We start from the raw sequence: 15,719 nt of genomic DNA on the forward strand, positions 1-15,719 counted from the left end.
ATCCGCGTCAGTCTGCCACCTGCACCCGGTGTCCATCCATGCAACGCCCCGTTCACCAGCTCTGCCAGTTCGTACGCTTCCAGTCCTTGATTGTGAATCACTTCCTCCGTTGTTGCCACCGCCGACGCACCATTGTCCGGATGCAATTCAACCTCAATCGTCGCCTTGCCACGCTGCGACCCGTCCCCTGTCATTGTACTCCACTCCACATTACTCACATCTACCAACACACACGGATAGCTCATCGAAGCACCCTCTGACTCCATCTGCCCCCGATTGACAGCAATCCACCGGATCTCCGGCACTTCCGCGCCAAGGCGCAACATAATCTGCTCTACTAATTCTTTCATCGTTTCTGATTTTAAAATTCATAACGCAAAGATTGGTAAAAAAAACGAAAGAATCATCCTCTATCAACAACCCTCGGAATGATTACTCCAACCCTCGGAAACTTATTTGCACCCCTCATTATATCTCACTAACATTGCACCAGAATCAACAAAATGATAGGTTCAAAAGAAAACTATGAGAGGATTACGAAACAACAATCCGGGCAACATCCGGAACAGCAACACCCTATGGAAAGGAGAAGTATCACCTTCTACCGATCGCAGCTTCAAGCAGTTCACCACCATGGCATACGGATACCGCGCCATGATACGCCTGCTTCAAAACTACTCCCGGCTCAACGGATGCCATACGCTCCGCACCATGATCAGTCGTTGGGCTCCGCCTTCCGAAAATGATACAAAGAGCTACATCTCTACCGTTGCCCACCTCACCGGCATCGACCCCGACCGGCGTATCAACATTGCCGACCCCGACACCATGTGCAGCCTCGCTGCCGCCATGAGCTACGTTGAGAACGGCGTGAAAGCAGTCATGACCGATGTGCAAGCCGGGTGGAACCTCCTCTAAGGAACAATTAACCCTAAAAAACGGAAGAACCATGACATTCGGACAATTGATGGATATCATCCAAGTACTCATCCCCACAGGACTCGTAGGATACGCCTGGCAATGGATCAGAACCCGTGAAAACCGCAAGGCACTCGCAGCCAAAGAGAAAAATGATATATATAAGGTGATGTACGACAACATCTCCGACACTTTAATCGAACTTCAGAATGAAAACAAAAGACTCTACCGGGCCGTTCGCCAGCTCAACCAGACCATTCAGAAGGCCACAGGCTGTCCTCATTACACTACTTGTCCTATGCGCGACGAGCTGCAAAAGTCCGAAGGGATTGAACCAAACCCAAAGGTCCGACAGCATACAAAGCACAAAAAGATCAGAAATGATCCTGATGCCCATAGCCTCCAGCACTACCCAAGTGACGATACCGGCGCAAGCATTGACAACGCTCCCCCAAGGAGCGGGATATAGCTCCCGGAGCGGACAGGCAGCCGTCACCATCGGCTGGGGCGCGGGCGACACCATCATCGTCACCGCCACCTGCGACAGCCTCAGCCGTCAGGTCATACTTCTCGAAGAAGAGCTGACTCGTGTACGCGGCGAAACAGTGAAAGAACAACTACCCCCCTCGGTGAGCATCCGCAACGAGCCCACCGGATGGCAATGGTTTCAGATATGGACAGGTCGGATAGCCGTCGCCATCCTCGTCCTGATAGTAATACGGCGGCAATTAAAAAAATAATTAACAAAAAATTTTAAAGTATGGAAACAGGATTTGCACATGGCAGCGACATGCTGGTAGGATTAGTGATTGGTGAAGCGTTTACACCGTTCGGACACTCAAAAACGTGTACCATCAGCAACAAAGCAGAGACTAAAGAACGCGCTGTGAAGCCAAGTTTAGAAGACAGAAGCGCGGCAGCCAATGTCGGAAAGTGGAAAGAAAAATCAGTGAACGGACTTTCTGTAGAAATCAGTTCCGAAGGTTTCAAATTCTACGGTGACGACATGGGTTACGACAAACTGCTCGAATTGTGGGAAAAGAGTCAGCCCGTTACTGTGCGTTACGCTTTACGCGGCGAAGAGAAAACAAAGTATCGTGAAGGTAAGTTCCTCATCACCAGCCTCGAAGAAGTGTCTCCGTCCGACGACGACGCTACTTACACCATCTCGATGGAAAACTCCGGCCCGGTTGAAACAAAAGTAGTGACACCCCAAGCGTAACTCGCCACAACTTCTAACAACAAAAAAATAGTATACTATTATGAATAAAATTATCATTAGCACCAAAGCCTACCCTTCACGTGTCACCATGGGAGCCATGATCGACTTCAAACGTGAAACGGGAATAGACGTAAACGAAATCGGTACCGATATCGGCCAACTAACCATGTTCATGTACTGCTGCGCGCGCAGTGCCTGTCGTGCCGACAAGGTAGACTTCCAACTGACATTCGAAGAGTTTGCCGATGGCATCAACCTGGAAGACTTCACCGCCTTCCAGAATGCAATGGCTGCGGACGAAGGTAATACAAAAAAAAAGAAGGAAGCGAAAGTGTAACGATTGAATCCTTGCTGGGACTCGCGATGGGGTGTGTTGGGATAGGTCTGGATGATTTTTGCCATCTCACCCCATTAGAGTTTACAGCCGTCTTTGAAGCTTGGCAGCAGAGGGAGGAGCACGAAGAGCACAGAGCATGGGAACAAACCCGATTCCTTGCATGTAGCGTGCTGCAACCTTACAGCAAAAAAAGGCTCGAACTGACGGACGTATGCCGTTTTGCATGGGACACTAAGGCGAATACCAATTTGGAAACCGAAGCTAGTACAAAAGAACGATTCGAAATGATTAAAGCATTCTGGAATGATGATACACATACTTGCGAAAGCACTGAAAATGAAAGTTGATGTGACTGCTGTCTTTATGGCGGTAGGTGTTGGCCAATGCGGGTTGTTGGTTGATGGAACGGGATGTGTGGTTGATGTGTTGGGGGAGAGATGAAATGAAAAATGGAGGATGCTACTTATTTAAGGAAGGTATTTGGAACTGAAAATGTAGTGGTAAGCATGAGTTGGTAGCTGTATTTATCATACAAAGATATGGAAAAGATAATCAGACATCATACTGATTCTGAAAGATACATTTCAGATGCGCATCATAATGTAATACTAATACTTTCTACTTACTACAGCATAAATCCCAAATACTACAAATACCCAAAATAAAACTCCCCATATAGTCATAACTGATTCATTTTTTAATTATACAAAGATATGTAAAAGATAATCAGACATCGTACTAAGTCTGAAAAATATATTTCAGACACGTATCATAATGTAATACTAATACTTTTTGCTAAAAACAGCATAAATTCCAAATACTACAAATACAATGAATAAAAAACCCCATATAGTCATAACCGATCCATTTTTAAATTATACAAAGGTATGGAAAAAAATATAATTGATATTATTTTAGAGTTAAAAATCAAGAATGCTGGAGCATTAAACAATGTGAAACTGCAAATTGATGGTTTAAATAACTCAACAACTCAAGTTACCAACAATACGGACCGTTTGGGAAATGCATTTCGTAATCTAAAAATCCCTGACTTAAACGCTATACTTGGAGTAGCAGATAGATTAGGCACTCTATTCGCCAATTTATCAAGAGAAGGAGTAAACTTCGGACAATCAATGGCCAATCTGAGTGCCAAAACAGGTATTACAGGTGATGCGTTAGAAGCTCTTAGTAATAATGCCCGTAAAGTCGGTAAAGAGTCAGGATTGGGAGCTGATGCAGCAGCTAGTGCATACAACACATTGGCAAGTCAGCTTGATGTGGCTGCCATCGGCATGTCCGGTTTGAATAATTTACAGCAGCAAAGTATCACCCTTGCGCAAGCTACAGGAACAAGTATTGATGTGGCCGTTACTTCTATGGCAGCAAGCATTAGCCAGTTCGGACTATCGGCAGATGAAGCGGGACGTGTAGTCAATGTATTGGCAGCCGGTAGCCGATTTGGAGCGGCTGGGATAGAAGATCTTTCACAGAGTTTCAGAACTGTAGGTTCTACTGCTACCAATATGGGAGTAAGCATAGAACAAAGTGCAGGAGCACTTGAAGTACTCTCCAGAGCAAATCTGAAAGGAAGCGAAGCCGGGACAGCACTTCGGGATATTATCACCAGACTAAATACTGAATTAAATGTAGATCTTAGCCAGACCTCTTTGTCGTCAGCATTGGACGCCTTGAAACCTCGCCTCACAGATGCTACCTACCTAAGTAAAGTGTTTGGAGCAGAAAACTTGTCAGCAGCACAATACCTCATACAGAACTCTGCGGCATTGGGAGAGATGACACAGAAAGTGACAGACAGTAATGCGGCGCAAGAATTGGCGACTATACGAACTGAAACCACAGCTTTCAAAATGGAGGAGCTACGGGCAAAGGTCAATGATATTAAAATAGGTATTGCTGATTCAATGGGACCATTTTCTGCTTACGTTGCTGTCATAAGTGAAAATGCTGTTGCCATAGCCTTATTTGGTGAATTAGCCACTAGAACACTATCCGCATTACGCAATCTTCCAATCGCCATCAGGGCGGCAAGCGTTGCCCAGACAGCTTACAATAGCGCAGTTGCTCTTGGAGAACGGGCAATCTACGTCTACCAGATGCAGGTACTTACTGCACGTTCCGCCATTGCTGCCACCACAGGAGCCACCAAACTGATGAACATGGCCATTGCCGCCAGCCCATACATGTTGGCTGCAACTGCTGCAATAGCACTCGGAGTAGCGATTTATAAAATTGCTACAGCTGATAGCGAAGCCGAAAAGGCACAGAAGCGTCTGGGCGATGCGATGACCTCTATGAATGAGCAAGTCGCCACTGAGCGACTAAGGTTGGACGCCCTATTCGAACCTTTGAACAGAGCCAAAGAAGGATCAGAAGGATGGAACAATGCGAAAAATAAGATCGTAGAACAATATGGAGACTACCTGAACAAACTAGGCATTGAAATCACCGATGTCAATACAGCCCGCACAGCCTACCAGCAGCTAAGTCGTGCCATTCTCGACACCGCCCGTAGCCGCGCTATGGAAAAAGCAACAACAGGAGCGGCAGAAACTTATGCCAAAACAGAAAGCAAGGCATTAAAAGAAATTCGGGAACAACTTTACTCCCAAATAGGGTCGGGAGAAAAAAATATAACAGCTCAGGAAGCGGGCAAAACATGGGCGCAAATTCGTGAAGCAGTCCGTAGCGGAAAAGATATTCCGGAAGAGGCGAATGCTATTTTGCAAAAACTGGGTACAACCATGTCTACCCCCGAAGGTGAAGAATATACAACAAACTATACCCTAGGGTATATCCAAAATAGAATAATTCGTTCCAAGCGCGCAAGAGAAGCGTACGAGCAAGAAATGAGAGAAGCCAACGCATTATTTGGCAAAGCCGGTAACGAATACACTCTTAACTCCGAGAACAATTCTGGTAAAGCTGCCACTGGCAAAACGCCAAATGATCCCCAGAAAGATAAAATCCTTACCCTCTCCGATATTGGAAAAGAAATAGAAAGACTCCGAACTCTACAACAAACTGCTTCTGACGCCGAAGGTCGCAATATACAACAACAGATCGACCAACTTGAACAACTCAAGAAAAAGAAAGAGCAAGCAATGGGTATCACTAAACCTAATCCTGCTTCCCAGCCAGGAGGCCTCGATGCCATGAAAAGTGATCTGGATCAGCTCGAGAAACAATTGGCGTCGCAACCTGTAGGAGAGGCCTCCATAAAATTGAAAGTTGACATCGAAGACCTGAAAGCACAGATCAAAGGCGCAGAAACATGGATTGAAAATAATGCCTTCAAAAATACCTATGGAGAAATAAAAGCCGATCCACTACCTTCTTCGCCGGCCGGAAGACCGATACCACAAATGGCACAAGACATTCAGGACGAAGATCTCCGAAAGAACCCCGGCACAAAGCCAAAGATGATAACACCAGAAGTCAGGGAGGACATGAAGGAAGTGAAGCTTACCTCCCCTGAGACGCCTCAGCTAGATCCGAAGAAATCGGGAATAGACCAATGGAACGCAGCCGTAGATGCCGCAGCCGAAAAGAATAAAGACCTGATAGCCGGTCTGGGTGCCGTAGGCTCTACTATGGGATCATTGGGTACAGCCATAGGCGGAGCTGCCGGAGAATGGCTGAACTGGGGAGCCAACGTTATACAATCCGTAGCGACAGCCATCCCGCAAATTACAGCTATGCTGGGGCTGCAAGGCACACAAGTGGCCGCCAATACAGCCGTTGCCGGTTCGGGAGCAGCAGCATCCATGTCAAGTATACCGATTGTAGGTCCCATACTAGCTGTAGCTGCTGTAGCAAGCGTCCTGGCTTCATTGGCCAGTCTTCCCAAGTTTGCCAATGGAGCACTAGCCTACGGACCCACAATGGGACTGTTCGGAGAATACTCCGGAGCACAAAACAACCCCGAAGTAATAGCCCCTCTGAGCAAACTCCGACACCTCATTCAACCGGCAGGCGGAGCAAGCGGCCAAGTAGAATTCGTCATAGACGGACGCCTCCTTCGTGGAGTCTTGAATAAAGTAGATCGATATAACCAACGTACAAGATAATGGAAAAGCAATTAAGATACAAAGGAGAATTCTTCAGCGTGGCAGGCGTACGCTGGAGGGTAGAAATATGGCAGGATGCACAAGTTCCGTACCTGGCAGTAGGTGAACTACGTTTCCCCGCCGATAGCCCGCTTGTGTTCGAATGGGCGGAGACAGATAAACTGGAACCGGTACAAGGAAGTGCCGCTACGCTCCAGATAGTGAGCAAGGCAGACCGCCAGTACAAAGACCTCTATACAGTAGAAGCCGGAAGTGTCCGCATGGACGCATATCGAAATGACGTATTGTACTGGAGCGGAACGATGGATACGGAAATCTACGAAGAACCCTTCTCTTACGAAAAAGAATACGAAGTGAAACTCACGTTTAGCGACTTCGCTATGCTCGAACAGAGGAACTTCTCCCTTCGTGGAGCACGAACGATAGGAAGTTTGATAGAAAGTATCATTGCCGAAACAAAGATAAACCATCGCGGAATCACCCGGCATATCTCAACTACTTGTCCCGATATGTCGGGTGAAATGCTCGACGCGGTGGCAGTGAGCTGTGAGAACTTCTATGATGAAGAAGGAGCACCATTGACCATGCGCGAAGTGCTCGATGAAATCCTCCGCCCATTCGCCCTACGGCTCGTGCAACGTGCCGGAAACTTGTTCATATACGATTTAAATGCCCTTCAAACGACGTTCGAACCCGAAACTGTGCGTTGGGAAAGCGACGACGCCGTACTCGGAGTAGATAAAATCTATAAGAACGTGACGCTATCCTTCAGCCCTTATCCGCAGAAAGAACTATACACCACTACATTGACAAAAAAGCTGCTCGATGAACGTGCAGACTGCTATTATGTAGCAAAGGATAACGGACAAAACATACAGGCCCGCAATAATATAGGTTTCATGATAGACCTGAAAAAAACACCCGGAGTCAGTGGAGAACTGGAAATCAACACATCATCCGCTATGTTATTCAAGATTACTCCTGTTTACTCAGGATATGAAGCATTTGGGATTGCGTCACGTGTCAGAAATGTACACACCCTTTTGAGTTCATCATATGGAGTAACGCCTATAGACACAAGTGCAAATTCTAATTCCTATATATTTAAAGTATGTCGCACTCTATCTTTACCTGAAACACGATCAATATTTGAATCTAGTACCTCAGGAGTTGCAGACTTTGGTGCAACAAATATAATGTTACGGCTAAAGGTAGAAGCACTGATAGACGCCAGATATAATCCATTCGAAGAAGCGACAGACTCAAATGAAAAGGGTGGATATGAAAAACTACAGAATATAAAGGAATATAGTATAGCCTATAAATTGCGAATCAAAGATTTGAACGGAGATGTAAAGATGCACTATGAAAACAAGGTACAAACTCAAGGAACTATATTTCCTAATATTCCGAAAACTTATTATAAAGAAATAGATGGAAAATGGGTAGATGGTGATGTGGTTAATGAAGATCCATGGGTAACTACTTTAAATTATTATGATAATGGTTACACTGCTTGGAATGGAGGATGGAAAACGAATAAAGTAGGTTATTCACATTCTTATATACCACGTGATTCCTCAGGAGATGGAGATTTAATTCCAATTCCGGTCGGATGTCAGGGATACACTTTAGAATTGACAGTAATAGGTTGTTTTGGGAGAAGGCGTACTCTTTCAGGTTTGGAATCTTTGATGACTGATTCGCAAGAGAGACCCAAGTGGATACTTTACAAAATGCCGGAATTGACACTGGTTAATCACCAAGGAAAGGAAATAGAAGGAAATGATATCGAATACAAATCGTGGCTCAATTCATCTGCAAAAGAGGAAAAGAAAATAGAAACAATTGTAGGCACTCCCAATACAGAAAATAACTTCGGAATGGGAATACTTATGAAGGCTTCTTCGCGTGTAACACTTTATAAATTTACTCGTGCAGGCATCACTACCTCATTGGAAAAACTCTTGATAGGAACATGGTATAGCAATTACAACAAACGAATGAATACCCTTTCAGGCACAGTTCGGCTATTAAATTATTTCGGCACATATACCGACGCAAATGAGAACGGTACATATCTCATGGTATCTGACGTGCAGGATGTGATTATGGATGAAAGCAACGTGAAACTAGCCGAAATAGCTGTCGATAATTTTGAAGGAATAGTATACGAATAATATCAAACCACTATAAATATGAAAGAGAAATATAACGTCGTCATATCCGAACGGCAGGCTGTGCCTCGAAGTAAACGAATGCGTGAAGCCGGTCAGTCTGCTTCGTCAGCAGCCGTCCTAGTGTCCGGCTCTTCTGATACTAACAACGGTGGAAATGGGCATACACATACTAATCTCGCCGATTTGGAACGTATAGGTTTGGATACCGAAGGATATCAAACCATACGGGTCGGTAACCTTGATGAAGAAACCGGAGAGGTGATTGTGACCCATGAGAAGGTGAAAGCCGGCTATGCCGATAAAGCTGCAATGGCCGATAAAGCCGACTATGCTGATAAAGCAGGAATCTCTCATGATCTGGACCAAGACAGCCCGGTGAATGAACGATTCCTGAACAAAACCAAAGCTGACCAAACCAAATACCACCTGGGAGTGGGAGGACTGACATCGAAAGACCTGATTCAAGCCAACAACGGACTGGTGATTAGAAAACAGGAAATAGTAGAAGAACCTGTCCCGATGTCAATGTCCCTCACGAGCTATGGCGACCATCTGACCGAGGAAACAGAAGATTCACTAATCGAAGAAATCAATACCGTGTCTCCCGGTAGCGCAGCTACTCTGGGCGAACTTACCAACGTAGCCGATGACGCAGACGATACCTCCGAGACCAATGACATCCTTGTACGCAATGCCGGAACAGAGGAATGGAGCGTAAACTCAACACTCCTCTCACAAGTATCACAGCTCATGACAAAAGTATTCCCGTTCACCCTGAACTTGTCAGGAGGCGGCACTTACGAAAAAGGAAGCGTGCAGACGGTAACCCTGTCATGGACATACGACCGAAGCATCGAATCCCAAACTGTCAATAACGAAGCACTTGATACCACCGTCCGGTCAAAGCAGTACCCCGGAGTGACTACCGATACAGAGTATACACTCAACGCCATATCCGGCGGACAATCATACACAAAGTCCGTTGCCGCTAAATTCAGACTGAAGAAATACTACGGCGTGTCCCCCAATAAAACGATCACGAACGAAGAGATCTTAACATTGACCAGTGCCTGGGCCGAACGTCCGCAAGCATCTACCATCTTCAACTGCACAGGAGGCAAATACCCTTACTACATCCTGCCCACGTCCATCACCGCCGGCATCCAATTCTGGATCGGAGGATTACGCAATACCGACTGGACAGAAGAAACAAAAAGCATCACCAATGCCTACGGTTACACCGAGAATTACACAATATACAGGTTAAACAACACCCAGACAGGTGTATTAAATATAGAAATAAGATGAGCGAATTAAAAGGAACCAATATAGCCGCTACCATCGTCCCCTATACCGGTGACGATACCTATCCAACCCACGACAGCCGTTATGGCCTGGGAGGATACAAAGAAGTATCTACTCTTGCCCAACGCGACTCAATACCATCGGCACGCCTGCGTGAAGGATGCAAAGTCTATGTCGCATCCGAAAATAAAGAATACGTTTACAAAGGAAACCGAGAATGGGCACAATCCAATGCCTTCCTCCCTACAGGAGAAACCGGCGACGGAACCAAGATACAAACATTCGACGATCTTATCGGACTGATGATCGACCTCTCCGGTGGCGGCGATAAAGTACAGCGCAATGTACGCATCCTCAACAACCTTGATTCGAAAAACATCTCAGCCAGCAAAGGCGAACCCTGCTATCTCGAATTTACCTTTATCTCACAAGAAAGATACAGCATCAACGACCCCTACGAAAATACAGGCGAACGCGGATTCTGTGAGATCTCCGTTAAAAACACCGTCAATGCAGAATACGCAGTTGTCAAGCAAATGTATATCCCTTCCGGACAACGTCAGAAACTCGACATCGCCGAGTTCCTAACCTCCGGAGCCAACAATGTGATGATCAAAGTAACCGGTGAAGTGACAGAAGTAACCGCTCCTTCCTTCGTCTACACAGTGCAACTTACCTCCCTGTCTATCTCCGCCAACAACTTTAAATGGTGGACAGCATACACAGGCGACATTCTGTTTCCACTCAATATCGGTGGTAATGTATCCAAAACCTTATACATCACCGTATCCGGCAATGAATATATCCAGAGTTACGAAATCCCTCTTGGGACCAACATCTACGTTGAAACAGCATACAACTACAGCATCCCACACCCCAACGCCACCGGAATATTCAAAGTAACCGCCTACGTGGCCAATACCGACGGAAGCATCCGTACCCGAACGGTTACTTTCAACATCATATGTGCACTATCCGGTTCACAAGAGAAACTCATCACTATCAACAATATATACGACAAAGTCACCAACTGGAGTGAAAACACCCTGTTTGAATATGCCATGTATGACGGCGATAACGTAAACACCTCCGCCATATTCATTGTCACCAAAGATGACCAAGAAATATTTAACTCCACAGAAAACAACATCTACACCTCTACAAAATACTCGTTCTCTCTCCCACTAGAAATTGAAACGATCGACAATCAGGACTTTTCGATTGTAACCTCTATCAGTAGTGACGATACCCCACTCACAACACCATTAACCTTCCTTGTGAACAACTCACTGGGGTACTCCGCTGTTTCCGGAACTACCCTCTACATCAATCCAAAAACACGTACCAACCGCCAAGAAAACAGGCAATCTATGATAAACGAAGTAGATGGATCACTCATTGAAGCTACTTGGACAAGTGTCAATTGGGGAAATGATTGTTGGGTAACAGATAACCAAGGTAACAAAGTCCTTCGTTTACTTGCCGGTTCCGACATTAAAATAAACCATAGCCCATTTCAAAAAGAATGCGCCCGTACCGGCAAAACCTTTGAAATAGACTACCTCATTTCAAATGTCACCGATTTCTCAAAGCCCGTGATTACACTATCCACCCCCGTAAGTAACTCATTTATCGGACTCAACATCTACCCCGACGACGTAATCATGTACTCCCAGTCCCTGAAAAACAAAGACGTGCAAAGCCTGCACACCTTTGAAGAAAGACGTACACGACTCACCCTGACTATCATGCCCGATGCCTACGGCAACTCCGGGTTCAATCTCTGCATCCTTTATGTGAACGGAATCAAAAACCGCGAGTTCACCTATGAAAATAACGACTACTTTGCACACAACGGTGAGATCATTATCGGCTCACAATATGCCGACGTCGATATCTATGGTATACGCGAATATGACTCCGCACTAACCTCTCAGGGAGCACAGACCAATTACGTGAACTGGCTCTCCGACACAGAACAAAAAGCAGCTTTCAAATCCCGAAACGATATATTGGACGCTAATGGTTCAGAAATAGATTTTGAGAACACAGTAGACCAATACAACGTCCTGGTGTATGACAATACCATCCCCAGCCTTGCAGATCAGACCTCACGCATAGGAACCTTGAAAGTCTACTACCACGACCATCCCGAATGGAATGTCTCCATTTCAAACGTCACCGCCAAGGGACAAGGAACATCCTCCATGAAATACTGGATATGGAATACACGTTACCAACTTGACAAAACACTATCCGTTATCACCCACGCCGACGGAAGTACAAGTAAAAAAGTCTGGCAGATGGTTCCCGGCATTCCCGCCGGACAGAAGTTTACCGCAAAGAAAAACTTCGCCTCCAGTATGCAGTCACATAAAATCGGAGCAGTCAATTCCTACACCGATCTATACCGCAAAGTGGGTCTGACCAACGAAGCCATGCAGACAGAAAAATACCCCGATGCCCGCGTATCAGTATACGAACTTCCCTTCTTCTGCTTCGAAAAGTCAATCAATGATGAAGGACAACCTGTATATACCTTCAGAGGACTTTACACCTTCGGTCCCGACAAAGGAGATAAATACTGCTTCGGTCATGATACAGACATTTTCCCCGGACTCATAGCTATCGAAGGTTCCGACAACTCGCCACTACTCACTTTATTCCGTGTGCCCTGGAACCCTGATAGCGGGAAAGTAGCATACAACGAAGACGAAGAAGCTTTTCAATACAATGGTGCCAACTCATGGGACTTTGGAGCCGGCGAAGTAGCAAATATCAACCAATGGATACCAACCTACAATCATGTGTACTCCTGCTCACCCCGTCTGAAACCATTCGATGGCACTGTACAAGAACTCAACGCCCAAGCCTCCGTCATGCGTACACAACCCAATGAATTCTGGATAGCGAAAGCAGGCGATGCCAACCGTTACAATGTGTATTACTTCGAAGCAAGTGAAGGACAGTTTGTTCCATCCGATACAGGAGAAGGAACCATCAATCTCGTTACTCAACTATGTGATAAAGGCTACGGACTTACCTCTTCCGATCTTTCCGGAAAGACAAACGACCAACTAAACACCTTATTCATCAATGCCCGTATTGCTAAATTCCGAAAAGAAGCCCCTCAGTACTGGGACATCGACGATTGCCTTTTCTTTATGAATAACGTAGAGTTCAACGCCGGAACCGACGAACGGGCAAAGAATACCTACCCATACTGTTTCGGAACCCAAACCTCAAAGTGGCGTTGGCGTGTGGATGATGCCGATACCCGCTTCGATACTACCAACCGTGGATTGCCAGACAAATCCTATAATGTCGAAACACACGATGTAGATGAAAACGGAGCCTCTGTATGGAATGGAGAGACAAACAACTTCTTCAACCTGATGGAACTTGCCTTCCCCGAAGAAAAAGCAATCAGTATGCGTAAAATGATGCTTGCCATGCAAGAACTGGGCGGACTTAAAAGCGGCAATGATCTTGAGAAAATGTATGCATTCTACCATAAATACTACTTTACCCAAGCACAAGAATACTTCCCCGAAAACGGTTACAACGCCGACGCAAAGTATTGCTATGAAAATGGAAAACTAGCCTATATTGCCGGAATATACTCCAATGACACCGACCCAATCACCCAGTCACTGGGAGATCACTATCTGGCAGAGCAACGTTGGATTACCAAACGCATCCTATACATGATGGCTAAATACAATTTCGGACTATTCTCCGCCACCGGCACCGATACGATAACCGTTCGTGCCGCAGGCAACACCATCAATTACCGCTTGACCCCTGCTATGGACCTGTATCCCGCAATCTCTAATGGAACAAGTATCATAAAAGGAAACCGCACAAAAGCAGGTGATATCTGCGAAATGGAAATCGAACTTTCCGGTTCCGGAGATCAACAAAACGCCATTCAAGGAGCTTCCTATCTTCAAGACATCGGTGATTGGCACAATAAGAATGTGACAGGCTCTATGGTAATTCAGGGAAAGATGTTGCGTGAGATACGTCTGGGCAGTAAAACCGAACCCATAACCATCTCCATTTCATCACTGACCATCTCCAATTGCGTGTCACTTCAGAAGCTAGTCTTGTCCAACATCCCCACATTAAGTGGCGCTTTAAGTCTGGTAGCCTGCACCCACCTCAAAGAAGTCCATGCCGGCGGCACATCTCTTTCTCAAATCAAACTACCTGCTGGTGGTGGATTGGAACTCGTGGAATATAGTTCGCAGAATCAGTATATCACCCTTTCCAACTATCCGCTATTAACAAATGAAGGCGTCAAGATTGACTTGTGCAAACCTATAATCACTGACTTTTTTATTGTGGACTGTCCGCAGATAGAGCCAATAAAAATGCTGGTTGATATAATGAATGCACAGACTACTCAGGGGAGTGCTCATGCATTGAAGCGTATTCGTGTAGTCGGATTTAATGAAACGTACAATACTTCAGAAATGCTTGACAAGCTAACAGAACTGGCGGATGGCAGCTATGTCGGTCTGAGCTCTGATGGTCTCACCGGAGAAGATAACATCCCGGTGTTGGATGGTACATTAAATATCCACGCAAATGCTTATGAAGATTCAATAGAAAGTTTAAGGACCATTTTCAAAAAACTCGTATTGAACTTTATTGGAGAATATTTCATAAGATTCTGTGATCCTATTGTAGCCAGCAGAGTAATCCAGTATTGGGATATAAATAATGACGGTGGATTAACTCAATTAGAAGCTGATAAGATTCTTAAAATTCCCAATGATTTTATGAATCCAGCTTTGGTCGGATCTGAATATACCAATATTAAGTCGTTGGACGGTTTTGATAAATTTATTAACTGCACTCATCTAGGCGCCCGAGCTTTCGAAGGAACAAATTTAGAAAATGCTGTATTTCCGCCTAATCTAATTAGTATTGGGGCCAGAGTATTTTATAAAACTAAAATTAAAAAAGCTATTTTACCAGATTCATGTTTATATTTCGAAACAGGAGGTAGCGACCAAATTACTGCATTTTGTAACTGTACAGAATTAGAAGAATTTAGGATGAATGATTTCATAATGCCTTCAAATTGGCAACAATTGATATGGAATGGAAGTTTTGATGGTTGCACTAAATTGAAAAAAGTTAAATTTAATTCTTTTCAAGTTCATTCCAAAGAACCTTTGTCTAATATATGGACATTTCCTTCTTTTAATGGTTGCGTATCTTTAGAAACATTAGACTTTGGTGAAGTTAGCGGCATAAATTGTTTATCGGTGAGTATCTTTAATGGAACCCCTATTACTGCTTCTCTAGTACCAAGTTATATAAATAATTTTCAATATGGAACACAATTTGCAAATTGCCCTAATTTAAGGGTTGTAGTATTTGAAGGAAATTTTGATAGTTTATCACAAGATATATTTCTGAATAATACTAATCTATCAGTTATTTTTAAGCAGACCACTCCACCCAAAACAGATCCATACCGTTGTTTGTCATTTATAGATTCCATTTATGTCCCCGATGAAGCGGTGGAAACTTATAAAACAGCTGGCGGAAAATGGACAGGCGTTGTTGATATAATATTCCCATTATCTACTTATACGGGATATATGCCAACCCAATTATATGAATGTAATATCTAATATTAATAAAATTAA

At 44.7% G+C, this 15,719-nt stretch carries 9 protein-coding genes and 1 pseudogene; 9 read left to right on the forward strand and 1 reads right to left on the reverse strand.

Going from position 1 to position 15,719, the window contains the following annotated elements:
* Nucleotides 1–305 (reverse strand): annotated as a pseudogene (locus PHO71_RS12305) (hypothetical protein); the annotation flags it as partial.
* A 220-nt stretch (nucleotides 306–525) separates the two neighbouring features.
* Between PHO71_RS12305 and PHO71_RS12310 the strand changes: the two are divergent.
* From PHO71_RS12310 to PHO71_RS12350, 9 genes are all read left to right on the forward strand, one after another.
* Nucleotides 526–918, forward strand: coding sequence for a structural protein P5 (locus tag PHO71_RS12310; protein ID WP_300203636.1), 393 nt, complete (start codon nucleotides 526–528; stop codon nucleotides 916–918).
* Between the two features lie 31 nt (nucleotides 919–949).
* Nucleotides 950–1,387, forward strand: coding sequence for a hypothetical protein (locus PHO71_RS12315; RefSeq protein WP_300203638.1), 438 nt, complete (start codon nucleotides 950–952; stop codon nucleotides 1,385–1,387).
* 291 nt (nucleotides 1,388–1,678) lie between these two features.
* Complete coding sequence (locus PHO71_RS12320; RefSeq protein WP_300203640.1) at nucleotides 1,679–2,140, forward strand: phage tail tube protein; 462 nt, start codon at nucleotides 1,679–1,681, stop codon at nucleotides 2,138–2,140.
* Nucleotides 2,141–2,180: 40 nt separating this feature from the next.
* Nucleotides 2,181–2,477: a hypothetical protein gene (locus PHO71_RS12325; RefSeq protein WP_300203642.1), complete on the forward strand. Its 297-nt coding sequence runs from the start codon at nucleotides 2,181–2,183 to the stop codon at nucleotides 2,475–2,477.
* 11 nt (nucleotides 2,478–2,488) lie between these two features.
* The gene (locus tag PHO71_RS12330; RefSeq protein WP_300203644.1) at nucleotides 2,489–2,824 is read left to right on the forward strand and encodes a hypothetical protein; all 336 of its coding nucleotides are present in this window, start codon (nucleotides 2,489–2,491) and stop codon (nucleotides 2,822–2,824) included.
* Between the two features lie 540 nt (nucleotides 2,825–3,364).
* Nucleotides 3,365–6,568 (forward strand): phage tail tape measure protein, encoded by a 3,204-nt coding sequence (locus PHO71_RS12335; protein WP_300203646.1) that lies wholly within the window; start codon nucleotides 3,365–3,367, stop codon nucleotides 6,566–6,568.
* Nucleotides 6,568–8,748 (forward strand): hypothetical protein, encoded by a 2,181-nt coding sequence (locus PHO71_RS12340; protein ID WP_300203648.1) that lies wholly within the window; start codon nucleotides 6,568–6,570, stop codon nucleotides 8,746–8,748. The genes PHO71_RS12335 and PHO71_RS12340 overlap by 1 nt, the downstream gene beginning before the upstream one ends.
* Before the next feature lie 18 nt (nucleotides 8,749–8,766).
* Nucleotides 8,767–10,056, forward strand: a complete 1,290-nt coding sequence (locus PHO71_RS12345; protein WP_300203650.1) for a hypothetical protein — start codon at nucleotides 8,767–8,769, stop codon at nucleotides 10,054–10,056.
* Nucleotides 10,053–15,704 carry a leucine-rich repeat protein gene (locus PHO71_RS12350; RefSeq protein ID WP_300203652.1) on the forward strand — a complete coding sequence of 1,884 codons (5,652 nt, stop codon included), beginning with the start codon at nucleotides 10,053–10,055 and terminating at the stop codon, nucleotides 15,702–15,704. Before PHO71_RS12345 ends, PHO71_RS12350 begins: the two co-directional genes overlap by 4 nt.
* Nucleotides 15,705–15,719: the final 15 nt, after the last annotated feature.

It is taken from the genome of Bacteroides sp. (assembly GCF_028690125.1).
GTDB lineage: Bacteria > Bacteroidota > Bacteroidia > Bacteroidales > Bacteroidaceae > Bacteroides.

What these genes read in the sequence shown, in the direction of transcription:
- PHO71_RS12325 (WP_300203642.1), top strand. Translation starts at nt 2,181, where the DNA reads ATGAATAAAATTATCATTAGCACCAAAGCCTACCCTTCACGTGTCACC.
- PHO71_RS12350 (WP_300203652.1), top strand. Translation starts at nt 10,053, where the DNA reads ATGAGCGAATTAAAAGGAACCAATATAGCCGCTACCATCGTCCCCTAT.
- PHO71_RS12340 (WP_300203648.1), top strand. Translation starts at nt 6,568, where the DNA reads ATGGAAAAGCAATTAAGATACAAAGGAGAATTCTTCAGCGTGGCAGGC.
- PHO71_RS12320 (WP_300203640.1), top strand. Translation starts at nt 1,679, where the DNA reads ATGGAAACAGGATTTGCACATGGCAGCGACATGCTGGTAGGATTAGTG.
- PHO71_RS12345 (WP_300203650.1), top strand. Translation starts at nt 8,767, where the DNA reads ATGAAAGAGAAATATAACGTCGTCATATCCGAACGGCAGGCTGTGCCT.
- PHO71_RS12310 (WP_300203636.1), top strand. Translation starts at nt 526, where the DNA reads ATGAGAGGATTACGAAACAACAATCCGGGCAACATCCGGAACAGCAAC.
- PHO71_RS12315 (WP_300203638.1), top strand. Translation starts at nt 950, where the DNA reads ATGACATTCGGACAATTGATGGATATCATCCAAGTACTCATCCCCACA.
- PHO71_RS12335 (WP_300203646.1), top strand. Translation starts at nt 3,365, where the DNA reads ATGGAAAAAAATATAATTGATATTATTTTAGAGTTAAAAATCAAGAAT.